Source organism: Paenibacillus cisolokensis, assembly GCF_018403665.1.
Lineage (GTDB): Bacteria > Bacillota > Bacilli > Paenibacillales > Paenibacillaceae > Paenibacillus_AH > Paenibacillus_AH cisolokensis.
In genome coordinates, this window is sequence record NZ_BOVJ01000023.1 from 1 (window position 1) to 26,217 (window position 26,217).

At 57.7% G+C, this 26,217-nt stretch carries 28 protein-coding genes and 3 pseudogenes; 8 read left to right on the forward strand and 23 right to left on the reverse strand.

The window, feature by feature from the left end; translation table 11 throughout:
• Nucleotides 1-153: 153 nt before the first annotated feature.
• Nucleotides 154-336, forward strand: coding sequence for a hypothetical protein (locus tag PACILC2_RS03340; RefSeq protein WP_213527499.1), 183 nt, complete (start codon nucleotides 154-156; stop codon nucleotides 334-336).
• Between the two features lie 458 nt (nucleotides 337-794).
• Here the strand turns inward: PACILC2_RS03340 and PACILC2_RS03345 are convergent, their stop codons facing one another.
• From PACILC2_RS03345 to PACILC2_RS03380, 8 genes are all read right to left on the reverse strand, one after another.
• Nucleotides 795-1,211, reverse strand: a complete 417-nt coding sequence (locus PACILC2_RS03345) for an immunity 22 family protein (protein WP_062490741.1) — start codon at nucleotides 1,209-1,211, stop codon at nucleotides 795-797.
• Nucleotides 1,212-1,342: 131 nt separating this feature from the next.
• The gene (locus PACILC2_RS03350) at nucleotides 1,343-2,416 is read right to left on the reverse strand and encodes an ABC transporter substrate-binding protein (RefSeq protein ID WP_062490739.1); all 1,074 of its coding nucleotides are present in this window, start codon (nucleotides 2,414-2,416) and stop codon (nucleotides 1,343-1,345) included.
• Nucleotides 2,413-3,216 (reverse strand): ABC transporter permease, encoded by an 804-nt coding sequence (locus tag PACILC2_RS03355; RefSeq protein WP_062490737.1) that lies wholly within the window; start codon nucleotides 3,214-3,216, stop codon nucleotides 2,413-2,415. Before PACILC2_RS03355 ends, PACILC2_RS03350 begins: the two co-directional genes overlap by 4 nt.
• Complete coding sequence (locus tag PACILC2_RS03360) at nucleotides 3,213-4,019, reverse strand: ABC transporter permease (protein WP_213527501.1); 807 nt, start codon at nucleotides 4,017-4,019, stop codon at nucleotides 3,213-3,215. Before PACILC2_RS03360 ends, PACILC2_RS03355 begins: the two co-directional genes overlap by 4 nt.
• The gene (locus PACILC2_RS03365; protein ID WP_062496511.1) at nucleotides 4,009-5,115 is read right to left on the reverse strand and encodes an ABC transporter ATP-binding protein; all 1,107 of its coding nucleotides are present in this window, start codon (nucleotides 5,113-5,115) and stop codon (nucleotides 4,009-4,011) included. Before PACILC2_RS03365 ends, PACILC2_RS03360 begins: the two co-directional genes overlap by 11 nt.
• A gap of 372 nt (nucleotides 5,116-5,487) precedes the next feature.
• Complete coding sequence (locus tag PACILC2_RS03370; RefSeq protein ID WP_213527503.1) at nucleotides 5,488-5,790, reverse strand: DUF4097 family beta strand repeat-containing protein; 303 nt, start codon at nucleotides 5,788-5,790, stop codon at nucleotides 5,488-5,490.
• A gap of 23 nt (nucleotides 5,791-5,813) precedes the next feature.
• Nucleotides 5,814-6,200, reverse strand: a complete 387-nt coding sequence (locus PACILC2_RS03375; protein ID WP_213527505.1) for a DUF4097 family beta strand repeat-containing protein — start codon at nucleotides 6,198-6,200, stop codon at nucleotides 5,814-5,816.
• Nucleotides 6,194-6,412 (reverse strand): hypothetical protein, encoded by a 219-nt coding sequence (locus PACILC2_RS03380; protein ID WP_213527507.1) that lies wholly within the window; start codon nucleotides 6,410-6,412, stop codon nucleotides 6,194-6,196. Before PACILC2_RS03380 ends, PACILC2_RS03375 begins: the two co-directional genes overlap by 7 nt.
• Before the next feature lie 371 nt (nucleotides 6,413-6,783).
• On the opposite strand from PACILC2_RS03380, the gene PACILC2_RS03385 reads away from it, so the two are divergent.
• Nucleotides 6,784-7,002, forward strand: a complete 219-nt coding sequence (locus tag PACILC2_RS03385; protein WP_213527509.1) for a hypothetical protein — start codon at nucleotides 6,784-6,786, stop codon at nucleotides 7,000-7,002.
• Nucleotides 7,003-7,029: 27 nt separating this feature from the next.
• Here PACILC2_RS03385 and PACILC2_RS03390 read toward each other — a convergent pair whose 3' ends face one another.
• The 7 genes from PACILC2_RS03390 to PACILC2_RS03415 all read right to left on the reverse strand — a co-directional run bounded on the left by PACILC2_RS03390 (nucleotide 7,030) and on the right by PACILC2_RS03415 (nucleotide 12,277).
• Entirely contained in the window at nucleotides 7,030-7,545 is a 516-nt protein-coding gene (locus tag PACILC2_RS03390) for a D-lyxose/D-mannose family sugar isomerase (RefSeq protein WP_235593411.1), read from the reverse strand.
• 394 nt (nucleotides 7,546-7,939) lie between these two features.
• Nucleotides 7,940-9,145, reverse strand: coding sequence for a carbohydrate kinase family protein (locus PACILC2_RS03395; RefSeq protein WP_213527512.1), 1,206 nt, complete (start codon nucleotides 9,143-9,145; stop codon nucleotides 7,940-7,942).
• 3 nt (nucleotides 9,146-9,148) lie between these two features.
• Complete coding sequence (locus tag PACILC2_RS03400; RefSeq protein WP_213527514.1) at nucleotides 9,149-10,306, reverse strand: Gfo/Idh/MocA family protein; 1,158 nt, start codon at nucleotides 10,304-10,306, stop codon at nucleotides 9,149-9,151.
• On the reverse strand, nucleotides 10,303-10,629 hold the full coding sequence (locus PACILC2_RS27795) for a hypothetical protein (RefSeq protein WP_372447035.1): 327 nt from the start codon (nucleotides 10,627-10,629) through the stop codon (nucleotides 10,303-10,305). The genes PACILC2_RS03400 and PACILC2_RS27795 overlap by 4 nt, the downstream gene beginning before the upstream one ends.
• Nucleotides 10,560-11,051 carry a hypothetical protein gene (locus PACILC2_RS27800; RefSeq protein ID WP_280515264.1) on the reverse strand — a complete coding sequence of 164 codons (492 nt, stop codon included), beginning with the start codon at nucleotides 11,049-11,051 and terminating at the stop codon, nucleotides 10,560-10,562. The genes PACILC2_RS27795 and PACILC2_RS27800 overlap by 70 nt, the downstream gene beginning before the upstream one ends.
• A gap of 433 nt (nucleotides 11,052-11,484) precedes the next feature.
• On the reverse strand, nucleotides 11,485-11,850 hold the full coding sequence (locus PACILC2_RS03410) for an ArsR/SmtB family transcription factor (protein ID WP_213527516.1): 366 nt from the start codon (nucleotides 11,848-11,850) through the stop codon (nucleotides 11,485-11,487).
• A 1-nt stretch (nucleotide 11,851) separates the two neighbouring features.
• A complete protein-coding gene (locus PACILC2_RS03415) occupies nucleotides 11,852-12,277 on the reverse strand; it encodes an SRPBCC family protein (protein ID WP_244863199.1) in 426 nt (141 codons plus the stop codon).
• 224 nt (nucleotides 12,278-12,501) lie between these two features.
• Here PACILC2_RS03415 and PACILC2_RS03420 point away from each other — a divergent pair, with 224 nt between their 5' ends.
• The gene (locus tag PACILC2_RS03420) at nucleotides 12,502-13,497 is read left to right on the forward strand and encodes a phosphotransferase (protein ID WP_213527517.1); all 996 of its coding nucleotides are present in this window, start codon (nucleotides 12,502-12,504) and stop codon (nucleotides 13,495-13,497) included.
• 14 nt (nucleotides 13,498-13,511) lie between these two features.
• Here PACILC2_RS03420 and PACILC2_RS03425 read toward each other — a convergent pair whose 3' ends face one another.
• The 5 genes and pseudogenes from PACILC2_RS03425 to PACILC2_RS03445 all read right to left on the reverse strand — a co-directional run bounded on the left by PACILC2_RS03425 (nucleotide 13,512) and on the right by PACILC2_RS03445 (nucleotide 18,890).
• Nucleotides 13,512-14,171, reverse strand: coding sequence for a TetR/AcrR family transcriptional regulator (locus PACILC2_RS03425; protein WP_062490722.1), 660 nt, complete (start codon nucleotides 14,169-14,171; stop codon nucleotides 13,512-13,514).
• Between the two features lie 52 nt (nucleotides 14,172-14,223).
• A pseudogene (locus tag PACILC2_RS03430) lies at nucleotides 14,224-15,241 on the reverse strand (ABC transporter permease).
• The gene (locus PACILC2_RS03435) at nucleotides 15,238-15,999 is read right to left on the reverse strand and encodes an ABC transporter ATP-binding protein (RefSeq protein WP_062490718.1); all 762 of its coding nucleotides are present in this window, start codon (nucleotides 15,997-15,999) and stop codon (nucleotides 15,238-15,240) included. Before PACILC2_RS03435 ends, PACILC2_RS03430 begins: the two are co-directional and overlap by 4 nt.
• Before the next feature lie 689 nt (nucleotides 16,000-16,688).
• Nucleotides 16,689-18,152 (reverse strand): GyrI-like domain-containing protein, encoded by a 1,464-nt coding sequence (locus tag PACILC2_RS03440; protein ID WP_213527519.1) that lies wholly within the window; start codon nucleotides 18,150-18,152, stop codon nucleotides 16,689-16,691.
• Between the two features lie 21 nt (nucleotides 18,153-18,173).
• Nucleotides 18,174-18,890, reverse strand: a complete 717-nt coding sequence (locus PACILC2_RS03445; RefSeq protein WP_062490714.1) for an RNA polymerase sigma factor — start codon at nucleotides 18,888-18,890, stop codon at nucleotides 18,174-18,176.
• Nucleotides 18,891-19,329: 439 nt separating this feature from the next.
• Here PACILC2_RS03445 and PACILC2_RS03450 point away from each other — a divergent pair, with 439 nt between their 5' ends.
• The 3 genes from PACILC2_RS03450 to PACILC2_RS03460 all read left to right on the forward strand — a co-directional run bounded on the left by PACILC2_RS03450 (nucleotide 19,330) and on the right by PACILC2_RS03460 (nucleotide 21,468).
• On the forward strand, nucleotides 19,330-19,587 hold the full coding sequence (locus PACILC2_RS03450; protein WP_213527521.1) for a YkgJ family cysteine cluster protein: 258 nt from the start codon (nucleotides 19,330-19,332) through the stop codon (nucleotides 19,585-19,587).
• 136 nt (nucleotides 19,588-19,723) lie between these two features.
• Nucleotides 19,724-19,951 carry a hypothetical protein gene (locus tag PACILC2_RS03455; protein WP_213527523.1) on the forward strand — a complete coding sequence of 76 codons (228 nt, stop codon included), beginning with the start codon at nucleotides 19,724-19,726 and terminating at the stop codon, nucleotides 19,949-19,951.
• Between the two features lie 353 nt (nucleotides 19,952-20,304).
• The gene (locus tag PACILC2_RS03460; protein WP_244863200.1) at nucleotides 20,305-21,468 is read left to right on the forward strand and encodes a 3'-5' exonuclease; all 1,164 of its coding nucleotides are present in this window, start codon (nucleotides 20,305-20,307) and stop codon (nucleotides 21,466-21,468) included.
• A gap of 175 nt (nucleotides 21,469-21,643) precedes the next feature.
• Here the strand turns inward: PACILC2_RS03460 and PACILC2_RS03465 are convergent, their stop codons facing one another.
• Complete coding sequence (locus tag PACILC2_RS03465; protein WP_213527525.1) at nucleotides 21,644-22,486, reverse strand: aldo/keto reductase; 843 nt, start codon at nucleotides 22,484-22,486, stop codon at nucleotides 21,644-21,646.
• Nucleotides 22,487-22,488: 2 nt separating this feature from the next.
• Nucleotides 22,489-23,717, reverse strand: a pseudogene (locus tag PACILC2_RS03470) (MFS transporter).
• Nucleotides 23,718-23,855: 138 nt separating this feature from the next.
• On the opposite strand from PACILC2_RS03470, the pseudogene PACILC2_RS03475 reads away from it, so the two are divergent.
• Together PACILC2_RS03475 and PACILC2_RS03480 are read left to right on the forward strand one after the other, a co-directional pair.
• A pseudogene (locus tag PACILC2_RS03475) lies at nucleotides 23,856-24,217 on the forward strand (winged helix-turn-helix transcriptional regulator).
• A gap of 170 nt (nucleotides 24,218-24,387) precedes the next feature.
• The gene (locus tag PACILC2_RS03480) at nucleotides 24,388-25,338 is read left to right on the forward strand and encodes a ribose-phosphate diphosphokinase (RefSeq protein ID WP_062490699.1); all 951 of its coding nucleotides are present in this window, start codon (nucleotides 24,388-24,390) and stop codon (nucleotides 25,336-25,338) included.
• Nucleotides 25,339-25,438: 100 nt separating this feature from the next.
• Here PACILC2_RS03480 and PACILC2_RS03485 read toward each other — a convergent pair whose 3' ends face one another.
• A complete protein-coding gene (locus PACILC2_RS03485; RefSeq protein WP_062490696.1) occupies nucleotides 25,439-26,200 on the reverse strand; it encodes a TSUP family transporter in 762 nt (253 codons plus the stop codon).
• Nucleotides 26,201-26,217 lie beyond the last annotated feature (17 nt).

The following is a 26,217-nucleotide window of genomic DNA, read 5'->3' on the forward strand; positions in this document are numbered from 1 at the left end:
GGGGCCGTAGAGCTTTCGCAGGATTTTACCCCATAGTCATCTATTCGGGCCAAAATTCCTGCACTTTTGCAGGATTTCGCCAAAGCAATCTGCCGGGAGACTAGGGGCGTTGAAAGCGGGCGCACCGTTGGACGGGCAACGGGGATGCTGCAGGTGGGGCGCACAGACGGACGGACGACGGGGACGATGCAGGTGGGGCGCACAGACGGACGGGAGACGGGGACGATGAAGGCAGGACACACCGATCGACGGGGACAGTTTGACGGATGGAGCGGACGTTTGGGCGGGCAAGCAGAAGCGATGAGCAGAAACTGCAAAATGCAGTTTCCCGAGTGAAAAATGGCCGGAGTTAATCCCCCCACCGTTTTCGCACAAATAGCGTTTCCAGGGTTCGTCAGCGTCTCTGGCACCTATAAAAAATCTCCTATTGTTAGTGGTGCAGGCATGTTACCTACTCCATAACAAAGGAGGTATTCATAAGTAAAAATTTCCCAAATACGTGATTGGTAAATTTCCAAGTGTATTCTGTCCAAGTGTATTCCATGTTGGTGAGTATCCCTTCTCGCTGATCACCGCCAGCAAACTCACAAGCCCTTCAGATTTTTGTTAAACACAACCGGCCTAATGGGTTACGATTATTTTTGTTGAATCACAACCGGCTCAATGCTCCGATTATTTGTTCCATCACAACAAGCTCAACGTTCCGGTTATGATGGAATTGCACCGCCCTTGACTTTGGAACAGCAAAGGGGCCGGATTGTTCCCGAACCGGCTCCCCTTGCTTTCTCATCGCTTCAAGTCTCGTACTCGATTCCCGCCACCAGGATGGCGGAAGAACCGGGAGCCGCCCCGGACCGAGCGATCCGGAACAGCTGTTCGTTGACGGCGCCTGACGGGGAATCGTTGCCGTACAGCAAAATAATGGAATTGTACAGCCCGATGCTGGCGTATAAGGTGGCTGGCAGATGTTCGGCAAATTGCTCGTGCGGCGAATAATCCCGATGCATGTACGCGATGAACATTCTGCGCTCTTCATCGCTGTTTATAAAGTGGGTCTCCATAAAATCCGCATCGAACCAACCGATACCGCTTCGCGTCATAAACTCCGAGGGCAACGTTTCACCGTCGTCATGGCTTACAGGCTCGACGAATGCTCTCAGTTCTTCCTCGGTGCGAAAATTCGCTCCCCATACCGTCACGACATGCTTCATACATGATCCACCGCCCCATCTGTTGAAATCCGTCCAGCATGGATAACCGCTGTTTCGGCTCATCCTGTTGTCTTCGTTATCATACCATATTTGGTTTCAGCCTGTCCGGGGTCTGCCGATTCGCGCCGGCGCTATTTTCGATGCATTTTGAATTCCAGAAACAGATCGTTGTAATGCGCGAGCATCCGTTTTCCGAGATTTTCATACACTTCCAGCTTGGCGGTCAGCACGGCGTCCGGATAAAACCGCTCGTCGCCCGATATCTCTTCCGGCAATAGTTCCAGCGCGGCGGCGTTCGGCGTGGAGTATCCGACATATTCCGCATTGCGCGCCGCAACTTCCGGATCGAGCATGAAATTGATGAACGCGTGAGCCCCATCGATGTTTCGGGCCGTACGCGGGATGACCATATTGTCGAACCACAGATTGGACCCTTCCTTCGGGACGACATAGTCCAGCTTCTCGTTCTCCCACATCATCTCTGCCGCGTCGCCGGACCAGACGACGCCGACAGCGGCTTCCTCGCCTGCGATCAGCATCTTGATCTCGTCCCCGACGATCGCCTTCACATTCGGCGTCAAGGCGGCAAGCTTGCGCTTCGCTTCCTGCAAATGCTCCTCGTTCGTGTCGTTAAGCGAATAGCCCAGACTGTTCAGCCCCATCCCGATCACTTCGCGCGCGCCGTCCACGAGCAGAATCTGATTGCGCAGCCGTTCATCCCACAGATCGTTCCAGCTCGTCAGCTTGCGGCCGTCCAGCATGTCGGGATTGTAGACGATGCCGACCGTGCCCCAAAAGTACGGAATCGAATATTCGTTGCCCGGATCGAACGGCAGGTCCATAAACCGTTCGTCGATATATTTCATGTTCGGCAGCTTGTCGTGGTCGAGCGGAATCAGCAGATCGTCTTCCTTCATCTTGCTGATCGCGTATTCCGACGGTATGGCGACATCGAACGTCGTGCCGCCCTGCGCCACCTTTGTCATCATCGCCTCGTTCGAATCGAACGTCTGATAGATCACCTTCAGGCCGCTTTGCTCCTCGAACTCGGTAATGAGTTCCGGATCGATATAATCGCCCCAGTTATAGATCGTGAGCGTATTGCCGCCGGTATAGCCTTGCGACGAATTGAGCAGCGACGTCACGTACATGAGCGCGAACGCCGCCGCGAAAACGCCGACGAACAGCCTTACGATCGATTTCATCGGCGCACCTCCGCTCCGGCGGGCCGGCCGCTCCGCTGATCGATCAGATAATAGCCGACGACCAGCAGCATGGTGAAGAGGAACAGGAGCGTCGACAGCGCGTTAATCGACAGCGAAATGCCTTGGCGAGCCCGCGAGTAAATTTCCACCGACAGCGTCAAAAAGCCGTTGCCCGTCACAAAGAAGGTAACCGCAAAATCGTCGAGCGAATAGGTGAGCGCCATGAAAAATCCGGCGATAATGCCCGGCTTGATACAGGGCAGCGTCACTTTCGTCAGCACATTCCAGCGGTTCGCTCCGAGATCGCGCGCCGCGTCGACCAGCGTCGGGCTCATCTCCTGCAGTTTCGGCAGCACCATCAGCACGACGATCGGCACGCTGAACGCGATGTGGGACAGCAGCACCGACGAGAAGCCGAGCTGGATGCCGGCGATCGTGAACAGAATGAGGAACGACGCCCCGATAATGACATCCGGGCTGACGATCAGCACGTTATTGAGAGACAGCAGCGCATTTTTCCGCCGGCGTCTTCTGACCTGATGGATCGCCAGCGCGCCGACGACGCCGAGCATCGTCGAGATGGCGGCCGACAAGAGCGCGATGACGAGCGTATTGAGCACAATAATGAGCAGCCGGGTATCGGCAAATACCTCGCGGTACCACGCCAGCGTCCAACCCTCGAATTCGCGCATCGTGCCGCCGCTGTTGAACGAATAATACACCAGGTACAAAATCGGCGCATACAGCACGATGAAGACGGCGATTAAATATAAATTGGGCCATTTGATTGTCCTTCTCACCGGATTCTTCTCACCTTCCTCTCGCCCGTCGCGATCATGAAAAGGGCCATGACGATGACGAGGAAGACGGCGATCGTCGCTCCCATTCCCCAGTCCTGCGTCACGAGAAAATGCTGCTCGATCGCCGTGCCGAGCGTAATGACCCGGTTGCCGGCGATCAGCCGCGTCAGCATAAACAGCGAAAGCGCCGGAATGAACACGGCCTGGCAGCCCGCTTTCACGCCGCTGAGCGTCAGCGGGAAGACGACGCGCCGGAACGTGGTCCAGGGCGAAGCGCCGAGATCGCGCGCCGCATACAGCAGCGACGGATTCAATTCTTCCAGCGAATTGAAAATCGGCAGCACCATAAACGGAATAAAAATATAAACCGACACGAACACAAAGCTGAAGTCGGTGAACAAAATTTGCCGCGCGCCGATGCCGATCGTCTCCAGCAGCGCGTTGACCAGGCCGTATGTGCCGAACAGTCCGAGGAAGGCGTACGCCTTCAGCAACAGATTGATCCAGCTCGGCAATATAATCAGCATGAGCCACAGCCGTTTATGCTTCGTCCGGGTGAGCCAGTAGGCAGTCGGGTACGCGACCAGCAGCGAAAACGCGGTAATCAGAAAAGCGTACCAGAACGAGCTGAGCGTCATGCGCAAATAGACGGGCGTAAAAAATTGGGCGTAATTATCGAGCGTAAGCTGTCCTTCCACATCGAAGAACGAATAATAGACGATAAGCAGAATCGGCGCGACGACGAACAGCGCGATCCAGGCGACGTACGGAATGAGGTACAGATTTCGGGTATTACTTGACATGACCGTTCTCTCCGTACGCTTCCAACCGTTTGTCGAACTCGTCTTCCGTCTCGCCGAACCGCATGACGTGGATCGCTTCCGGCTCGAAGGTGAGGCCGATCTCTTCGCCGACGGTCGCCTTCTTCGTCGAATGGACGAGCCACTTGTTGCCCGCTTCGTCGTGGCCGAGAATCTCGTAATGAACGCCGCGGAACAGCTGGGAATCGACCTTTATGCGCAGCTTGCCCTGCTCCGGCGACGTAATTTCCAAATCCTCGGGGCGGATGACGACCTCGACCGGCTCGTTCGGCGTCAATCCGCGGTCGACACATTCGAACGGCTTGCCGGCGAATTCGACCAGATAATCGCGGGTCATCCGGCCCGGCACGATATTCGACTCGCCGATGAAATCGGCCACGAACCGGTTGATCGGCTCGTCATAGATGTCGGTCGGCGTGCCGCTTTGCTGAATGATCCCTTCGTTCAGCACGAAAATTTCGTCCGACATCGCGAGCGCCTCTTCCTGGTCGTGGGTGACGAAGATGAAGGTAATGCCCAGACGGCGCTGCAGCTCCCGCAGCTCGTACTGCATTTCGGTGCGCAGCTTCAGGTCGAGCGCGGACAAGGGCTCGTCCAGCAAAATCACTTCCGGCCGGTTGACGATCGCCCGGGCAATCGCGACGCGCTGACGCTGCCCGCCGGACATTTCCGAAATGCGGCGCGTCTCGTAGCCGTCGAGGTTGACGAACCGCAGCGCTTCCCGCACTTTGACCTTGATGTCGGCCGACTTCATTTTTTTCACCCGCAGGCCGAAGGCGACATTTTCAAAAACGTTCAGATGCGGGAACAGCGCGTAGTCCTGAAACACCGTGTTAACCTGACGCTTCTCGGCGGGCACGCGGTTGACGACGGTCCCGTTGAAATAAATATTTCCTTGCGTCGGTTCGATGAAGCCGGCGATCAGGCGCAGAATTGTCGTTTTGCCGCAGCCGGAAGGGCCGAGCAGCGTATAAAATTTGCCCCGTTCGATTTCGAAGCTGACGTCCCGCAGTACGGGCGGATCGTCGTCATACTGAACGGTTACCCGCTCGAAGCGGATAATCGGTTGGCTCGTCATGTCGTTCATCCCATCCCCTTTGTTTGACAGAATAAGGCGGCTGTTCGCGCCACTGCTCATACGTATCCGGAGCGTCCGAAACCGGTCCGGACCATCCGGCAATATCCAATAATAACACCAGTAATTATACCGGTTTGCGTCCAAACTGCAATCGTCATTTTCGCAGGCGCTGCGGGCTCCTTCCGTTAGCACGACGACACGGCCATTTGACAGCCGAGTGCCGTACCGCAAACATAACGAAAGCATCTCCGGAACCACTGTCGGTGTGGAGCCGAAGATGCATGTTCGCTTTTTCTCTTTACCATGACTCGCACGAAAACGATTCGCACCGTATACTGAAACTTTTCGGGTCGGGAAACGTTTAAGGGTCTGTCAACGGACCGAGATGTCTCCGGACTGCGTGCGGATTTTGAGCGTGCGGGAACCGTCGCCGTAAATGCCTTTCAACGTCCGCTTCGTCTGCTCCAGATCCCGCAGCTCGAACGCGACCGTCTTCGAGCCGCTCGCAGACTCCAGATCGAGCCGCATACCGGGACGCTCGCCGGCAAATTGAACGGACGCATCCCCGCTCGCTGTCGACAAATCGATATCGCCCAAGCTGTTCGCCAGCTCCAGCTCGATATCTCCGCTCGACGTCGACAGTTTGATGTCGCCGGCGCTACCGGCGGCGTTCAATTCGATGTCCCCGCTCGAAGCATTCAGCGCGATGCCGCCGCCGCTCTCCGCTTTTGCAGCCGGATCTCGCCGCTCGATGTCGATAATGCAATATCTCCGCCGCTCTCCGCGGCGTCTATCCGAATATTCCCGCTGGACGTTCGGCCGTCGATGCGGCTGGCTTTCAGCGATTTTACCTCGAAATCGCCAGAGCCGCTGTCGAACGTCAGATCGCCTGCGGTCAGGTTATCGGCCGTCACATCGCCGCTGCCGCTCTCGATCTCGACCGCACCTTCATAGTTGTCGGGTAGAGACACGGCCAATCGGGGCTGCCTGCCAACCGAAAGTCCGGCAGGCTTGTCGATTGCGATCGTGACGACGCCGTCGCGTTCGGACACGTTCAATTCCGGCCCTTTGCCGTACGTCACCATCTCGGCGAGCAGCTCTCCGTCTTTCCCCCGGCAGCCAGCACGGCGTCCGTGCCGCCCGCCTCGATTCGTATCGTATCGACCCCTTCCAGGGCGACGGTCTCGGATACGGTCTTTCCTTCAAAAGCCGTTCCGACGTAGCCGCAACCGGCCATAACGGCCGCAAGCAGCAATGCGAACAATACCGCTATCCAGCTGATTATCGATTTTTTCATATTTTGTTCCTTCTCCTCCATTTCGATCCATGCTGCATCTCCCTTCTATATTACGTGAAGATGCAGCTTGATGCTAGAAAGGCGCGTAATAGGATCATAGAAAAGGAATTGCCGTGTTGTGAATTAGCGGATTGTGACTTACCATATTGTGAATTATCGTATTGTGATTATCGCATTGTGAAACGATCGATGGCTGGACCGCGGCATCGCCCTCGGCTGGGCGGTCATGTGGGACAAGGGCGGGGGATATGAATTCGGCAGGAAGAGCAACAGGCGAAGGTATATATTCGTTGCCTTAGGGACAAACCTGAGGGCAAGAAGCGCCGGATGATCCGGACGTTGCGCGGCGAGGGTTTTAGGGTCGATCTGTCATGAAACGGGCCTGCAGCGCCGCCGCAGCAGCCTCCCTTTGCCGTGACGATTCCGGCCGGATAAGGGGGGCTGGCCATACGCGCAGCCATGCGCTTACCGGCCGGGCTGCTCCGGCCGAAGCGGTCCGCCTGACCGCGCGCAAAGAGCGCTTGCTGCGATGCAGCATGCGGCTCAAGCCGTCACGCTTCCGGCTCCCGGGCCTGGCGCCGGAAGCGTGACGGATGCCGCTTCGGCCTCGCTTTCTTCTATGTGCTTCGCTCTTCGTCTTCCTCGATAACGGGCATTCTTACAATTCGCGGATCGGTGAAAATATCGAATTCGTCCCGGCTCGTGCTGGAAAATTCCGAGACGACCGCGCCGTTCGGGCCGCCCTGAAACCAATGCTTGGTGCCGGGCGGAATCGTGTACTGCTCCCCGGGACGGAGCGCGATTTCGTGAAATACCGTATAATACGCCTTGCTTTCGGCGGGGACGACGGCCTGAATGTTCCGGGACGGTTCTCCTTCGACGTACAGATAGACAAGACCGGAGCGGCAGCGGAACGTCTCCATTTTGCCGGGTTCGCCGTTGACCGGGGGATGCAGGTGCTCGGGGCAAGTCTGACCGGGAAACAGGACCAGTTCCTTGGCGCAGTAACGGTCGGTATTGATATAAGTGATCAACTGCAGCCCTTCGCGTTCCAGCGACCCGAGACCGAATCCGGCCACCTCCAGGCTGTCCCGCTCGGACGGCGTGACCGCAATGCCCGCCGCGGCCAGCATGTCGGCCGCTCTCGCCTGCGCCTTGCGCACTTCGCTTCGCTTCAATGTCATGCTTCTACCCCTCCTTCAAAATTTAAATGCCCTTGTGACGCTCTTCCCCCGCCGGCCGCCCCGCCGTATGCCCCGCCATCGATGGAGGCCGGCCGGACAGCGGAATCCGCACGTTGGCGCGGCTTGACCGTACCGAACAGCGGAGTCACGGCGCGTTGACGCGGCTTGACCGCACCGAACAGCGGAATCCGGCGCGTTGGCGCGACTTGGCCGCACCGAACAGCGGAGTCACGGCGCGTTGATGCGGCTTGACCGCGGCTGGACGATGGTGTCACGGCGCGTTGGCGCGACTTGACCGCGGCCGGACATTATCCCGGCGCAAAGCAACGGGGCCGGACGCCAGCTAACCTTTCTCGTACAGACTGGCGCCATCGCCTGCGTCGATCCGCCGCCAGCCGGACAGCGGAACGGTGCGCTCGCGCTGCGGCCAGCCTGCGGCGATCCGGCGCCGCACCTCGCTCCACGCCGGCACGCCGCTTACGGCGTCGGCGCGCTCGACGTTGCAGGCGCCGGTGCCGACGGCGCAGAGCAGCGTTTGCTCGAGGGCGAGCCCTTGCGCCAATCCGCCAAGGAAACCCGCGATCGTGCAGTCGCCGGCGCCGGTCGTTCCCGCCGTCTCGACCCGGAAGCAGGGTGCGAGCAGCTCCCTTCCGGTCCAGCCTGCGGCTGCCGCCGCCTGCGGAGCGCACGGGCCCATCGCGGACAGCCGGGCAGGATCGTCCGTCGTACGGACATATAGCCCGTATTCGCCGAGCTTCAAGGCGACGACGGCGGCACCCATCCCGAGCAGCTCGCCGGCAAGCCGCGACAGCTCTTCCCCGTCCGCATAACGAAGCAGCGCCTCCGAACCGTACTCCCGCGCAAGCGCCTGGTACCGATCCGGCCGCAGCATAAACAAGATTTCTTCATAGCTCGGCATGAACACATCGACATGCGGCAGCGTCCGGGCCAGAATGGAACGCCAGTCCGCGCGCCCGGCCGGCGAGCCGGGATCGGGCCTGGCCAGATCGAGCGATACGGTCAGCCCCGCCGACTTGGCGCCGGACAGAAGACGCTCCAGCTCTTCGCCGCCGCGTTCGTACATCCGGCGCATCAGCGGCGGATAGCCGAAATGGAACAGCCGGGTGCCCGCCAGCATTTCCGGACGCACATCCGCCGCCCGGAACGTATCGTTCGCCCCTGTCGCGTGCAGGAAAATACGGTCTACGCCCGGCGGGCTGATGACGATCGAATAAGAGCTGTGCTCGCCTTCGGCGACGATCAGGCCGTCCGCCAGTCCGTTCCCGTAGCTTTCCAACACCTCGACAATCGTTTTGCCGAAGCCGTCGTTTCCGATTTTGCCCATAAGCCGCACCGGAAAGCCGAGCCGATGCAGCGCCAGTCCGGTATTGGAGACCGCGCCGCCGGTCGCGACAAGCGCCGGCCCGACCTGCGTCAGTTTGCCCGGGGTCAGCATCCCCTCGACGCTTCCGCCGCTCTGCTGCATGTCCGGAATAATGTCCAGACAGATATGTCCGGCGACGACGATATCCGCCTTGCCCGCACTCATCGCTCAATTCCTCCAGTCTATCGCGATCGTGGCGCCGGTGCGTTCCGATTCGAGCGCGGCGGTGAAGACGCGATGGCTGTCCGCCGCCTCTTCCGGCGTGGCGCAGCGGAACGGCTGCCGCATCTTGCCGGGATGCGCGATCTCGTCGCAAAACGCCGCCCACATCTGCAAAATCGAATCGGAAAAACCGAATTCGAAGATGGAGCCGGTAATGGTCCCGTAGGCCGACCGGTAAGGCGCATCGGCGACGTGCCAGGCTTGCTCTCCGCCCGGCTCGTACGGGAGCGACGCGACCTGCTTCGGATTTTTCGTCGAAAATTCGGCCGAGAAAGCGGTTCCGCAAATGCGGATAAACCATGTATTCGCATGACCCGGCGCGATCCGCTTCATCGACAGCAGCATCGGGAACTGCTGATCGGCCGTCTTCACCTCGCATGCCAGTATCGCATTGTCCCACGTCTCACAAGGGGCCGTCCCGCCTTCGCCGTCCGGCCGCTCCTCCATAATCTTGCTAAGCAAGGCCCGAACGCTGGCCGGCTTCCAGCCGAAGCGCAGCGGCAGATGCAGCACATGCATGCCCAGATCGCCCATGCAGCCGTAATCGCCGTTCGTGGCCGTCCGGCGCTTCCAGTTGATCGGCTTCGTCGGGTCCAGGTCGCTGGAATGCCAGAACCCCGCTTCTACCTCGATAATGCGGCCGAACCGGCCTTCCCCTACCCACCGGATGATTTGCTGCGCCCCGGGAAAGAACGGGAACTCCGACGAGCAGCGGACAATGACCCCGGGATGCGCATCAATCGCGGCCTGAATGGCGGCGTTCGCTTCCCGGTCGATGCCGAACGGCTTCTCGCCGAGCAGATGCTTGCCCGCCTTGACGATGTCGATGTAAATCCGTTCATGCAAATGATGCGGAACGGCGCAATATACCGCCTCTACAGACGAATCGGCGAGCAGCTCCCGGTAGTCCGAATAGACGTTCTCCACCGTCGGCACCCGGTCCTTGAACCACTGGGCGGCGGCAGGGACGGGATCGCTTACTGCGACGATACGCGGCTCGACGTCCATATCCGTCAGATGGCACCAGCGCGCCGCCGCGCTGGCGAACTCCTTGCCCATCAGGCCGCAGCCGATGACGCCGAATCGGATAATGCGCTTCTTCATCGGACGTCTCCCCTTTCCAGTATGGCGAGCGCCTCCTCCGCGGAAGCGCCTTCATGGACGACCGCCATCAGCGCCGCGGTCATGCCGGCCGGATTCGGGTGCTGGATTACGTTGCGCCCGTATACGATCCCCGATGCGCCCTGCTTCATCAGTTCTACCGTCCGCCCGATAATTTCCCGATCGCCGGCTCTGCCGCCGCCGCGCACCAGCACCGGCACTCCGGAAGCGATTTCAATTACGCGGTGATACTCGGTCACATCGTCGCACGGGTCGGCCTTGATGATATCGGCTCCAAGCTCCACCGCCTGCCGGACGAGCGGCATAATTTGCGGATGTCGCCATCGACCATGTAGCCGCCCTTCGCCTCGTTCGGGAGCATGACGAGCGGCTCCACCATCAGCGGCATGCCGTAGCGCTCGCATTCGGTCTTGAGCATCATCACGTTGCGGACGCATTGGCGGTGCAGCTCCGGCTGGCCGGGCAGCAGCAGCAGATTGACGCAGACCGCCACCGCGTCGAGCTGCACCGCCTGCTCGGCGGCGCGGTCGATCAGCTCGCTGAACAGCACGCTTGGCAGCGCGCTGCCGTAGATGTTGGCCGCGTCGGTCCGCAAGACGAGACCGGGCTTGCGCTTGCCGGGAATCTCTTGCAGAAGGCGCGCCTGGCCTGCGCTCAGCTGCACGCAGTCGGGTCCTGCCCGAACGATCGTTTCGACCGCCTGTTTCATATTTTCAATGCCGGACAAGAAGGAGTGCTCATTGAAAAACCGTGGTCGATCGCGACGTCGAAGCATTTGCCCCGTTCGCTGAACATGCGGTTCATCCTTACCTTATTGGACATGATCGCCGACCGCTCCTTTATTTGTTTATTTCGAACATATAATGTTCTAATTAAACAAAATACTAGTGCATCTCCCGTTCGTTGTCCAGCAAAAATTGGATTCCGCCAAAGTCGCAATATTCCTCACGCGCGCGCATGCCCCGAACCCGCGATGAAAGGATCCGGCCAATAGAGCTGCGTTCTGCCGTTATTTGCAGTCATTTCGAGATGATCCGCACTTTCCGGCATGCAACTTATACCCGAATCGGCCTCCTCTTACGCAAAAACGGACCGAAGCATCGACCGTACCGCACAAAAAAGCTTGCCCGAAGCCGTCCTGCGACGACTACGGGCAAGCCTCAAAAATTGGCGCCGGATTGTTCTTCCTCTCCCCCGGCCGCATCGTCTTTCGTTTCCACATAACGCTGCAAGGCCGCCAACTTATTGGCCCAAAACCGCTCGTAATAGGCAAGCCATCGCTTGAGCTCCAGCAACGGCTCGGGCTCGAGCCGGTACCGCATCTCCCTCCCCGACTTTCGCCCCTTCACCAGCCCCGCCTCCGACAGCACGCGCAGATGCTTGGAAACGGCCGTCCGGCTCATCGGAAAGCGGACGCTGATGGCGGTCACCGGCAATTCGCGGTCGGCCAACAGTTTTAACAGCTCGCGCCGGGTCGGATCGGCGATCGCCTGGAATACGTCATATTGGGGCTTGGCAGCGCGCATCTCAGCCCTCCGCGTATTGCGCCAGCTTCCGCACGAGTCCGCCCCAGCCCTGATCCATCCGCTCCCGCACGTCCGTATGCGATTGATTGAACTTGGTGACCGTATCCGCGTCCCAGCCGGAATGGATAAGCGTGAATACCGTCTTGTCCCCGTCTGCCTCCAGCGCGAACGTGACCGTCCAATCTTTATCCCACCGGAACGACAGACGGTTCGGAGGATCCAATTCGATTACTTTGCACGGCGATTGGCCGAACGGGCCGGCTTCCAAAATAAATTCATAACCGAGCACGGGCTCGAACGTATTGGGCATAAACCAGGCGGCGATGCCCTCCGACGTCGCAACGGCGTCCCAAACTTTGTCGATTGGCGCGTTTATGACCAGCGTATGGCGGATATCCGGCAAAGCGGTTCCTTTATGGCTGTCCAATTGCTCGTTCCTCCTCATCTTGACGGTTTTCGCTGTCGGTTTCCTATCGTCAAACCGATTATGCGAAACCATTTGGTTTCATATCGCCGTTCCCATTATACGAAACCTTTTGGTTTCATGTCAAACCGATAAAAAAGCGGCCGAAAATGCCGCAGGCGAAAACCGTTGAAGGAATGAAGACGCTCCGCTCCGAAATAAATACTCGAAACGAGGAGGGGAAAACGATGAGCCGCGATTTGCTGCAAGAGATCGCCGACGTGATGCGTGCCGAGTGGAATATCGCCATTGCCGGCTCGAGGCCGATTCGCCGGGGGTATATGAACGAGAAATGGATGCTGCAGACGAATGCCGGACCGCTGTTCGTCAAGAGCTATCATCCGGAGCGGTACCGCAAGCATCAGGAGACCGTTTGGCGGGAAATCGGCCAGGCGCTTCGCCTGCAAGCGGCGTTCCGCCAAGCGGGAGGCGCCTGCCCGGCATTGCTGGAAGCCGGCGGACAGCGGCTGCTGCACCGGACGGCTTCGGGCCGGATGTTCGTCGTTATGACCGGCTGTCCGGGAAGGATGGTCCCGGCCGGCAAGGCTACCCCGGAGCAAATGCGCAGCCTCGGCGCCGCCGCAGCTTTCATGCATGCCGTCTGGAATGATGGAAATCTTGCCGCGGCGGCGGAGGAACGTCCGGCACAGCCGCTGTGGACCGTTGACCTGCCTGGCTTGATGAAGAAGTGGGAGCAGCGGCAGGAAGAAGCCGCCGGCGCACCGGCGGCGACGCTGCAAGCGCTGCAGCTTCAACGGAGCATAATCGGGCGGCTCGTTCCGGGCGAATGGGCGGACGAATGCCCGGGCTGGACCCACCTCGATCTGTGGGCCGACAATTTGCTGTTCGAGTCGGACAAGCTGGCCGCCATCGTCGATTTCGACCGCGTCCGCTATTCGCATCCGATGCTCGATCTCGGACGGGCCGTTCTGTCGTTAACGCTGGATCGCGGCGCCTTCCGCCGGGAAGCGGCCGCCGCGCTTGCCGAAGGATACCGGCAAATTCGGCCGCTGGCGAAAGGCCGGCTGCTGCATGCCGTACGGCACGCCTGGCTCGTCGAATCGTTCTGGTGGATTCGTCCCGGCATGGATCGGTTTAGCACCGCTCCGCACCGGTTCGCCCGCGAAATGCTGTGGACGGCCGGCCAATGGGACGAGCTGGAACACGTGCTCGGGAATATTTGAGAAACAAGGCTGCTTTACGGCGCCAACCCTTTCATAATAAAATTGATCGTCGCTTCGCGTTCGAGCTCATCATCCCATTTCGATTCATCCCGTCTTCCGACGATGTCACGAAGCACGACATAACCGAGGATGGAAAACGCGGTGAGCCTTATAATCGTCAAAGAAGGCAGGTCGATCAATTTCCCCTCGGCCTTGAACTTGCTCACGATGGCGTCCAGCTTGCCTTTCACCTGGGAGAATATGAGATGTTCCAACTGCTCCTGAAGATCGGGATGAAACGGAATTTCCTGAACGATTATTTTGAACAGGCTGCGATTCTGGTTCAGGAATGCGATTCGGTTGTCGATCATCGCTCTCAGGAACTGGTCGAAACTTTCATAATCGGAATCCAGCACTTCCCGTATTTCCCGCACCACGAACGGAGCCAGCAGCTTCACCATCGCGGGCGTCACGATCGACAGCAGCAAATCTTTCTTGGTTTTGTAATGGCGAAAAATGGTCCCCTCCGCCACGCCGGCCCGCTGCGCGATTTCACTCGTCGAAGACGCCGCATAGCCTTTTTCCGCGAACACATCGATAGCCGCTTTGAAAATTCGGGCTTGTTTTTCCGTCATTCTGGCTCCGGAATCGCCATGAAGCAGCTCCTCCATCCAAGGCTCCAGCGGTTTCGTCATTTTACCTAACTCCTTATCGGTCCTTCTGAAAAACCGTTCCTTTTCATCATCATTATATCGCTCGCTGTTTCCGCAAAACAACAATATTGAGCAGCGCGAAGACGGCGGAGAAGCCGAGCAGCACATAGATGTCGAGCTGAATCGAGCCGATCCCTTCCCCGCGAATCATGACGCCCCTCATCGCGTCCGCGCCGTAGAAGAGCGGCATGATATAACTCAGCTTCTGCAGCCAGGGACTCATCGAGTCCAGCGGGAACAGCCCGGAGAAAAACACTTGCGGCACGATGACAAGCGGAATGAACTGAATCATCTGAAGTTCGCTGCCGGCATAAGTCGAGAGCAGCGTGCCGAGCGTCAGCGCCGTCAAAGTGAGCAGCAGGTTGATCAGCAGCACGAGCCAGAAGGAACCGGCCATGTACATCCCTAACACACCAACCGAGAAAGAGGTGATCAGCGTCGATTGGAGCAGGGTGAACACGCCGAAGCCCAGCAGATACCCGCCGACAATTTCGGCCGGACGAATCGGCGTAGCCAGCAATCTTTCCAGCGTTCCGGTCGTGCGCTCGCGCAGAAGGGAAATGCCGGCAATGAGAAAGACGAAGAAAAGGAAAAAATCCGATCAGCACCGGTCCGAACGAATCGAACGAAGACAGATCCGCATTGCCGTGCAAATACGTTATATCCGGCTGAAACGCCGGGGCCTGGTTCTGCATAACCTGCTGCATCAAGAGCAGAACGGCTTTACTCATCGAAGGATCGCTGCCTTCCAGCACGATCGCCGGCTTTCCATCAGAAAACGACAGGACGGCATCCAATTCCCCTTCCTTCAGAGCCTGCTCCGCATCATCCGGACTGTCATAGAAAACGACACGGGCGCCGGCGTCCGCAAGCTGCCGGTTCAATTGCTCCGGCATTTGAACCGTACCGATGTCCGGAGTGACCGGCTGGCCGTTAAAAATAAAATGAACCAGCGTCAATACAAGCAGCGGGGCGAGAAAAATCAACGCCATCGTACGCTTGTCGCGAACAAATTGGCGAATGATCCGAATGGCGAGCGCACGCGTTCTCATGCTTGATCCCCTCCCCCGAGAACAATGAATGCCTCTTCGAGCGTAGCCGCCCCGCTCTGCGTCTTGAGCGCCTCCGGAGAATCGACGGCTGTCAGGCGGCCGTTCCGAATCAGGCCGATCCGGTCGCATTTGTCCGCTTCATCCATGACATGCGTCGTCAGGATGATCGTCGTCCCCCGATCCCGCAGGGCGAACAGCTCCTTCCATATCGATTGCCGCAATAACGGATCGATGCCGACCGTCGGCTCGTCGAGCACAAGCAGTTCCGGATCGTGCAAAAGCGCAATGGCAAGCGACAGCCGCCGCTTCATCCCGCCGGAATAGGCGGCGACGGGTTTGTTCATATGATCGGTCAGATCGACGATGCGCATCGCTGCCTGTATGCGCTCTTGGCGACGGGCGCCGGACAATCCGTAAAGCGAGGCGAAAAAGAGCAGATTTTCGCGTGCGGTCAGTTCGTTATACAGCGCGTCCGATTGCGCCATATACCCGAACCGGCCGAGCAAGGCAAGACGGGGCATCCGTTCGCCGAAAACATGGACGGTCCCGCCGTCCGCCTTCTCGATGCCGGTAATCAGCTTGATCAGCGTCGTCTTGCCGGAGCCGGAGGGGCCGAGCAATCCGAACAATTCGCCGCGCCCGACCTGCAGCGTTATACGTTCCAGAATCGTGCGCTCCCCGTATTTGCGCGTCAAATCGCGAATCTCCACAACCGGGGAAGAGGCGGAGGCGGCATTTCCTGCAACGCTCGCAACCATGAAAGACACATCCTTTCGAAGTGAGTAATCACTCATTTTCTTCATTATATGCGATCGACCGTGCGTTTGGGAAGTGAGTACTCGCTCATTTTAAAGCAAAAATGGATTGGCTGGGCATGGGCATCGCTTAATTACAATGGTGAAATGGATCGCATACGCATGCTCCTACCCGAGGTGCGACCGTTCCTATTGTATTCTGTACAACGGAATACCGTTTGGCCTCCCTTATTCGGGCACTTCATTGTATTTTGTACAATAGGTTGTCGTCCAAAGCGCTTAATTCCGGTGTTTCGGCCTATTCTATTGCATATTTTACAATGAAACGCCGATTATAAGCCCGTTATCGGACATTCTACTGTATGTTGTACAATGAATTGCGATTAAAATCGAGTAGGAGGGGGCGACCACCCCCATCCTCTCGCACCACCAAGCATGCAGGTTCGCACTAAGCAGCTCCAAACGGACACCCACAGGGACGCACTAAGCAGCTCCACACGGATACTCGCGGGGACGCACTAGACAGCTCCACACGGATACCCGCGGGGACGCACTAGGCAACTCCTTACGGATACCCGCGGGGACGCACTAGACAGCTCCATACGAATACCCACAGGGACGCACTAAGCAACTCCAAACGGACACCCGCGGGGACGCACTTGGCGGCTTCACACGGAACCGCCCGTTCCCGGTCAACCGCCGAGCGCGTCACGCATCCGTTCCAGTACGGCTACGCCTCGTTCTTCGGCGGCTTTGGCGCGTTCCAGCACCGCAATGGAATATTCCGCATTAGCGGCGATGTCCGGATTGCCGCCTTGCGGAAACGGATACAGCGGCGGCAGCTCGGCCAGCGCCTCGTATACGGTCCGGTAATGAGCCGCAGCCTCTCCGGCAAGCCGGGATACTTCGCGTTGTTCCGGCTCCGGACCGTTCCACTGCTGCTCAATTTGTTCGAGAAATTTCACCGCATAGGCCCGCGCGTCGCATACGACCGCCGTGTTGTAGGCGTTGCCGAACACGTCGACGGCGCCTTTGCGGAATGCCCCGATCCAGGCATCGAAACCGGCAAGGCCGTTCCGGTACTCGGGAAACGTACGATCCTGGATGCGGGCATGATCAATAATGATTTGCAGCGCACCGGCCAAAGCGGTCCGTTTATCGACCTCGAACCATTCGTCCATCGTCAGCACGAAAAGTTCGCCGACCTCGCCCCGGCCGAGCTTGTGGTACGGCAGCGTCCCTTCCTTGCCGACATCCTTGGCATGAAACTCCTGCTTCTCGTCGTCGTAACCGAAAATGACGCCGAACTCCGGGATGAACAGATCCCAGGCGACCGCCGGAACGCCCCGGTCGATGCTGCGCTGCACTTTGGCGATGGCATCACCGAGCTGCTCGGGCGTCGGTGGCGTAAAATTCAGCTCGCCCAAGTAAGAGGCGCGAATGCCGAGGTTGAGCAGCCCTTCCGTCAGCACCGGTCCCCAATGCCACGCGGTCGGCCCGGAAACGTGGACATCGCCATCGCGAATGTTAATGCGGAATGCATGCCCGGTATAGCCCATCACATCGACGAGCGAAACGTCCTTCTTTCCCGTAAATTTGATCGCTTCCCGGACCGCTTGTGCGGCAGTTGTCCAAGTGCTTTCATAAATTCCGCAATGATGCGGCTTCGTATAGATAACCGGCACCCAAAACTCCATGACGGACCGCTCGTCATCGGGTCCCCGAAACCGCTCGTCGTACACTTCCAGATCGTAACAGCCTGGACGGTACGCGGACCGGGGGAACCACTCTTGGTAAACCTCGCTGATAAACGCACCGATACCGTCCATTTTCCCGCGATAAGTAAAGACCGCATACGTGCCCGCTTCGGCGACGAACGCTTCCATCCCTTCCGGCAGCTCATGTTCCCCTGTTATCTCCGCGCCGGCCAAATAATGAAAATGGTCGACGTGCGGGTTGAAATCCGGCTTTTCGGGATATATTTCCACCCCGAACGTCCGTCCGGGCACCGCGTCGGCCAATTCGCCGCGGCGCCTTTCCCATTGGGTGTAAAGCTGCGGTATAAGCCGCTGTTCTTCATTTTCCCGCAAGTTCAACTTCCGTTTCAAACCGCCGATGACCGTTCTCGGCTTGTATGCCAGCACCGGCTGTTCCATACGCAATCCCCTCCGTACAAATTAATGGAAGCGAATGATGGAGGCATCCAGCATGCGGCGAACGGGCAATCCCTCGATCCGTCGCTGTGCCACATAATCCCGGACATATACGCGCAGTCTCTCGTTTCGCACCTTGTTCCTCGCCTTTGACAAGCTGTTATAAATATAGGCGGGCGACGTGCGAAAGCATTCGGCAATTTCCTTCGGAGACAGCTCGCGAAAGAAATGAGCCTCGAATATGTCGCGTTCCTTCCGGTTCAGACAATCGAGCAGTCCGACAATGGCAGCCAGCATCTCCTTGCGCATCAGTTCCGCAGAAGGTTCGTCCGCAGCTCCGAACGGTTCGGCAAAACGTTCCTCCGTATGGAACAGCTTGCCGTCCACTTGGTTCCAATACCCCGGATCGTCACGCGAAAACCGCGGGGCCAGGACGGTTAATGGCAGCTCGCGACGATACAGGCCGCCCCGTCTCAGCTTCATCCGCGCCTGCGTCCGCACGATCCGATGGAACCAGGGAAGAAACCGTCCGGTATCCGCAAGAGTACCCAAATGAAGAAACGCCCGGATGAGCGCCTCCTGGACAATGTCTTCCGCCAAATGATCGTCCCTCATAATCGACCGCGCGATGCCGCAAGCCCGGGCACGGTGGCGTCTGACCAGCTCGTAAAATGCAGCATGATCGCCCTCGCGGGCTTGCGCCGCAAGCGTACTGTCGTCCGCCGCGAACGATTCGTCCATCCTGCTACTCCCCCTTCCGCTCCCACTATTGTAGATGCCGGGATCGGCATAAATCTAACCGCTTATAAACCAAAAGTCTGAAAAAAACTTGACCGCGACAAAACCAAAATCTTCTTCTTCCGTAACTATACCGTTCGTTCGCGCCGCCTAACGGCCTAACGGCTACGGCAATCGTGCTCAGCCCGTCGGCAGCTGCGATTTGGCCCTTCGGCTTGATGACGTACCCGTTATCAGCACGGTCGGCCGAACGGCTCAAGCTGTTGCCGCCCGGACTTTCGCCCTAAAACCGACGAACCTGCTGGACTTATTTTATAAAATGTGGAAAATGTATACAAGAGACTCAAAAAATGATGGCCAGCTAATCAACCCGCTTAATAATTGGCCCCGTTAATCGTTTATGGCCCGAACGTGTTAAACCGAACCGAGGAGGTATGCCGTTATGGATTGCCGTGTCGGATGTGCCGCATGCTGCATCGTCATCTCCATCTCCTCTCCGATCCCGGGCATGCCGGAAGGCAAACCGGCCGGCGTCCGCTGCGCGCAATTGACGGCAGACAACCGCTGCCGGCTATTCGGCAAGCCCGAGCGGCCATCCGTCTGCACAAGTCTGCGCCCCTCCCCCGAAATGTGCGGCCAGTCGGACGAAGAAGCTTACCTCAATCTGGAACGGCTCGAGCGTCTTACACGGCCTTCGTGACCGTTTCTGAACCGCCTTCTGCGCAAATCCCGCTTCATCCGTACTATCCGGCGTTTCCTCGCATCTATTTCGTATTCCGGCATCGTTTTGCCCCGACCCAAGTATGCTTCTGGCCGGATGCACGACAACATCGGACTTGTATTCCGTCGACCGTGTTGATGCGCGCGCCTACATCATGCCGGACGGCGATCTGTATATCGAAGAAATCGTTACATACAATTTCCACCGGGAAATGAACGGAACGGAACGATACGTCGAAACGCTCGGTCACGGAGGCATCGAATTTTTCGAAGCGTACATTCCGCCGGACGGCAAGGAACTATGCCGATTTTGCCAAACTGGACTGGAATTTTTTTATGTTTAATGACGTCGACAAGAACCGGGTCTCGATTCTCGTTACCGGGCACAAAGGCTATACGGCCGCCGTATTGCTCGGAAGCCTGTTTGCCGGCGCATACATCGTCGATAACGAGGTTTTCGACCGGCTCATGCTGCTTGTTTTGGCTTCGCTTATTTTGCTGTGGCGTCTTCCGAGGCATAATTTGAACAGCGAATCTTTGGCATACTACTACGCGATCCGGCGCTGGAGACGGCAGTTGAAGAAAAACAGATCCCGACACCATCGACAGGGACTCGCTGGAGCGGCATGCGCAGGCAGCGCTTATTACCGGCGTCAGTCCGTCGTTTATCCAACAGCTGCGGCAGACCGATTCGGACTTGCTGTCCGTTGTTCCGCTGCTTCAGCCCGCAGCGATATCCGCCATTCAGGAGCAGTACCGCATCTGGAACGCCATCCCGCTGGCAAAGCCCGCCTCCCGCTCCGGCGGCCACGGCGGGGGCGGTTACGGCGGGGGCGGCGGTTGGGATAGCGGCAGCGACAACGGCGGGGACAGCGGCGGCGGTGGTGATGGCGGTGGGGGGCGGCGGCGATTAGTCTTACTCCCGGTTTCGCCATCCCGACTTCATTTCTGTTACAATAGAAAGCGTGAATTGAACGATACGGAGGCCTGCATCGTGGATTACATTGTGCTGGACATTGAATTTAACGGCCGCAAATTTGCAAGCGATCTGCCGATGGAACTGATCGAGATCGGAGCGGTCCGGCTCGACTCCTCCTTGCGGAAGACAGACGAGTTTACCTCTCTGATCAAGCCCGTTTATTTTTCCAAGCTGAACAGCTTCATCCGGAAAAAGACCGGCATCCCTCAGGCAGAGATCGACCGCGCGCCCCGTTTTCCCAAGGTTATCGCGGACTTTTGCGCATGGCTGGACCGAAGCGGCGAATATTTGCTCGTCACCTGGGGCGGAGAAGATATCAAGCGCATCGTGCTGGATACGCGAATGCATAAACTGGACGATTCCCGATGGCTGGCCGCGAAATATTTTGACTTGTTAAAGGGATTTTTGCGGTATCGCAACCTGACGAACGACGTCAGCGTGGAGAAAGCGATGGCCGATCTCGGCATAACGCCCGCCGGCTCGGCGCATCGGGCGCTGGACGACGCGCGCATGACGGCCGAAATATTCCGCGCCGTATTCGATCATCTGGACTTCGACCAGGCGCAGCAATACAAGGACACGTACACCAACGCCAAGGAACGCCGTCTCGTCAAGCAGGCGGTCCGGTCGATGCGGTTGCAAAAGACGGAACCGCAATGGGAGAAGATCGTCGAGCAATATCTCCAAAACAAAGTGGCGCTCGACGATCCCCGAAAGCTTGCCGAGCTGCAGGCGTGCTTTGAAGAGGAGATGGCGAAGAAGCCGCACCCGAAGCCGTCCAAGACGCAAGCGGCGGCCGATAAAAAGAATGAAGAGGCCGGTAAGTCGCACGAAGCAACCGATAATAAGACGCAAGCGGCGACTGACAAGACAAACTCATAGGCAGCAGCCGGCATGAAAACCGGCGGCGAAACGCCATTTTGCCGGCAGGGGAGCCCGGCATCTTGCCAGTCGCTGACGGTTGATACGGTTTTTCGGCCGGGAAAGCGCCGCTAAACATCAAACTGCCGGAAATGACTTCCGGCAGTCTCGTTTTTATGGCTCCTATAACGAGCAATTAAAAATCGAAGTTGTCCGGATCGGGACCGACACGGCGATCTTCGTTCAACCGGTCGATGCGCCCGACGTCTTCCGGCGCCAGCTCGAAATCGAAGACGTCGGCGTTTTCGGCGATCCGGCTCGGTTTCGTCGATTTCGGAATCGTGACGACGCCATGCTGCAAATCCCAGCGTAATATAACCTGAGCCGCCGTTTTGCCGTATTTGCCGGCGATTTCCATAATGACCGGATGATTCAGCAGTTGGCCCTGCATGAGCGGCGACCAGGCTTCGAGCTGTATGCCGTGCTCCCGGCAATACGACCGCAGCTTTTCCTGGGTCAACAGCGGATGGAATTCGACCTGGTTGACCATCGGCTTGATTTCGGCGTCCTGCATCAGGTCTTCGAGATGGTGAACCTGAAAATTGCTGACGCCGATCGCTCTGACTCGCCCCTGTTTGTACAAGGTTTCCAACGCCCTCCACGCCTCTTTATATTTCCCTTTTACAGGCCAGTGGATCAGATACAAATCGAGCGTATCCAGCCCCAGTTTGTTCAGGCTCGTATCGAAGGCGGCCAGCGTCTGCTCGTAGCCCAGATCGGCTGTCCACACTTTGGATGTCACGAACAGCTCTTCTCTTGCAAGTCCGGTCTCCGCAAGCGCTTCGCGAATCGCTTGGCCGACGCTCGCTTCGTTTTTGTAAATCGCTGCGGTATCGATGCTCCGGTAGCCGTGATTGACCGCAAATTTAATAGCCTGGACGAGCTCGTCTCCCTCTTCGACTTGAAAGACCCCGATGCCGAACCAGGGCATTCGCACCCCGTTGTGAAGCTCGGTCGTATCTTGCAAATGTTTTGCCATTATTATAGACCTCCTTTGGAATGAAGAACCTGCTTGGCGCTGACAGCCTTCGAATCTTTGTTCTCCATAAAGCTAGCCCAAACCGTCAGCAGGACGGCGGCCGCAACCATCACAGCGCCGACCCAAGAGGTATGCATAAGACCGATTGTGTCCGTCACGATTCCCCCCAGGTATGCCCCGAGCGCAATACCGGCATTAAACGCGGCAATGTTGATCGCGGAAGCGACGTCCACCGCTTGTGGAACAAACCGCTCGGCAAGTATAACCACATAAACCTGAAGACCGGGAACGTTCATGAACGCGAGCAAGCCCATAAAAAATACGGTGATCAGGCTGACCGCCGGGTACGGTGCGGTGAAGGTAAAGATGAAAAGCACGGCGGACTGGATGAAAAACATGAACAGCAGCGCGGTAACCGGTTTGCGGTTGGCCGCTTTTCCTCCAATTGCATTGCCGATGGCAATCGCCGCGCCGTAAAGCACGAGAATAAGCGCGACCGTTTTTCCGGGAATCCGCTGATTTCGCTCAGCACCGGGGACAAATACGTATAGACAACAAAGGTTCCGCCGTACCCCAAGGCAGTGATGGCAAACACGAGCAGCAGCCGTCCGTTCGTGATTACTTTGGCCTGATCCCGAAAGGTGACAGGCTTTCCTTTACGCAAGCCTGAAGAAGGAACCAGCGTCAGATTGGCGACAAAAGCGGCAATACCGGCTGCGGTGATGAGCATAAAAGCGATTCGCCAACCCCACTCCTGCCCGATATAAGTTCCCAAAGGCACCCCGATGACGGTCGCGATCGTCAGGCCGGAAAACATGATCGAGATGGCGCTGGCCCGACGGTTCTCGGGCACCAGATCGGCGGCGATGGTCGAGCCGATTGACATGAAGACGCCGTGCGAAAACGCCGAGATGACGCGCGCCGCCAGCAGCACGCCGATGCCGGTGGCCGAAGCGGCCAAGGCGTTTCCGATAATAAATACAATCATGATCCACAAAAGCAGCGTCTTTCTCGCGACTCCGGAAGTAAGGGCCGTTAAGACAGGCGCGCCGAACGTGACCCCCAAAGCGTACAACGTAACGGTCAATCCCGTAGTCGTGACCGATATATTCAAGTCTTCGGAAATAAGCGGGAGCAGTCCGACGCTGATAAACTCCGTCGCTCCGATGGCAAATGCGCTGATCGCCAGCGCAAATAGCGCAAACGCGCTTTTCCTTTGATTCTGCGGCATATTATCTCGACTCCTGCAGTATGGTGTTGCCGGCCGGCAAATGTTATTATGAATGATGCATACACCGAATAACAGTACGTACTTTGAAGTACTATAGGTACTAAAAAGTGCCTATACAAGCATAGGAGTGAATACGTTTTGAGCACGAAAAAATACAACATTTCGGTGGAAGCTACGCTGGAAGTGATCGGGGGCAAATGGAAATGCGTAATCCTATGCCACTTGACGCGCGGAAAAAACGAACAAGCGATTTGAAGCGCAACATGCCCAATATTACGCAGAAGATGCTGACGCAGCAGCTGAGGGAGTTGGAGCAGGACGGCATCGTGAGACGAATCGTTTACAATCAGGTGCCGCCGAAAGTGGAGTATGAGCTTACCGAATACGGATGGAGCCTGAAGCCGATCCTGGACGCTCTATGCGATTGGGGGGAAAAACACATCGTCCGGGAATACGGGGACAAGTTCGCGGTATTGGAAGACAACGTGCTGAATCAATAAGGGGAAGCGCGGAGAAAATTGTGCATTCGACCTGGCATGTCCTTTCATTTCGGGATAAACGGCCGATTGGCTACTCCTGTACGATTTGGTGTATAATGGAGGCAATGCAATGATGCGCACCGTGCCGATATCGTCCGGCATTCTAACATTCAAGTTATCGGGAGGCGGCTATGTTTAGCAGTCATAAAGTCAAAATATTCGCAGGCCTGTCCAACCGGCCGCTGGCCGAGAAAATATGCGAAGAGCTGCAGCTTCCGCTTGGCAACGTGGCCATATCCCGCTTCGAAAGCGGGGAAGTTCACGTTTCGTACCAGGAGTCGATCCGGTCCTGCCACGTTTTTATCGTCCAGTCGATGTCTCACCCGGTCAATGAGCATCTGGTCGAACTGCTGGTCATGATCGATGCGGCCAAACGGGCTTCGGCCAAAACGATCAATCTCGTCGTGCCTTATTACGGCTATGCCCGGCAAGAGCGCAAAACGGCGCCGCGCGAGCCGATTTCCGCCAAACTGATGGCCGATGTGATGACCAGGGTCGGCGCGAACCGGCTCATTACCGTCGATCTGCATGCCGACCCGATCCAGGGCTTCTTCAATATTCCGGTCGATCATCTGACGGCGCTCGATCTGATCATCGAATATTTGCGCAGCAAAAATATCGACAACCCGGTCGTCGTATCTCCCGACGCCGGACGGGCTTCGACGGCCGAGAAGCTGGCCAATCATCTGGACGCGCCGTTCGCGATCATGATCAAGAACCGGCCGGCCCACAACCAGTCCAAGATCACCCACATCATCGGCGAAGTCGCAGGCCGTACGCCGATTATTATCGAGGATATGATCGACACGGGCAGCACGATCGTCAACGTCGTCCAGGCGCTCAAGAACCGCGGCGCCCACGACGCCTATATTTGCGCGACGCACGGCCTCTTCTCCGATAACGGCATCGAGAAGCTGAACCATCCCAACATCCGGGAAGTAGTCATTACCGATACGATCGAGCATTCCGAATATCCGGACAAATTCCGCGTCCTGTCCATGTCCCAGTTGATCGCGAACTCCATTCGCATCAATATGCAGGGCGGTTCCATCGACAAGATGTTCCGGTATACCCATTTGTGATGCAGGACGGTTCCATCGGCAACATGTTCCGGTATACCCATTTGGGTTCGATATGGCATATTAGTTTACGCCGTTATTCCGTTTTCTCCTTTATACCGCTCTACAGCAAATCCCACAGCTGCTTGCCGACAAGCAGCGCCGTGACGGCGATAAACAGCGGCCTGACATAGGATGCGCCTCTGCGAATGGCGAACCGGGAGCCGACATAGGCGCCGGCGATCATGGCGAGCCCGAGCGGCAAGCCGTAGCCGAAGTGAACGGTGCCGAACAGGAGGAAGGTGGCCAGGCTGGCGATATTGCTTGCGAAGTTGAGCACCTTCGCATTGCCCGACGCCGCGACGAAATCGTAGCCGATCAGCAAAAACATAAACAGCAGAAAGGATCCGGTACCGGGGCCGAAGAAGCCGTCGTAAAACCCGATGACGAAAGCGCCGGCGCCGACCAGCGTCCGGCGCATCGGGGAAAGCCTGACGACGCGGCCGGCTCCGCTCCAGCTTTTCTTCAGCACCGTATAAATCAAAATGACCGCCAGCATCCCGACGACCAGCGGCCGCATAAATGCCGACGGGATCAGATGCACCGTATACGTGCCGAGCACCGAGCCGGCGAAGGACAGCGGGAACAGCGCGAGCACCGGCCTGATGTCGATTTTGCCGGACGCGAGAAAGGCCGCGGTGCTCGTGAACGAGCAGAGCGTCCCTGCGAATTTGTTCGTTCCGAGCGCCATGCTGGGCGGAAGTCCGGTCATCAGCAGCGCAGGCACCGTGAGGAGTCCTCCCCCGCCGACGACCGAATCGACGAAGGCGGCCGCAAATCCGACCGCGGCAAGCAGAAGCATAATTTCGAGCGAAGGAATTTCCATTCCCTTTTATCCTTTCC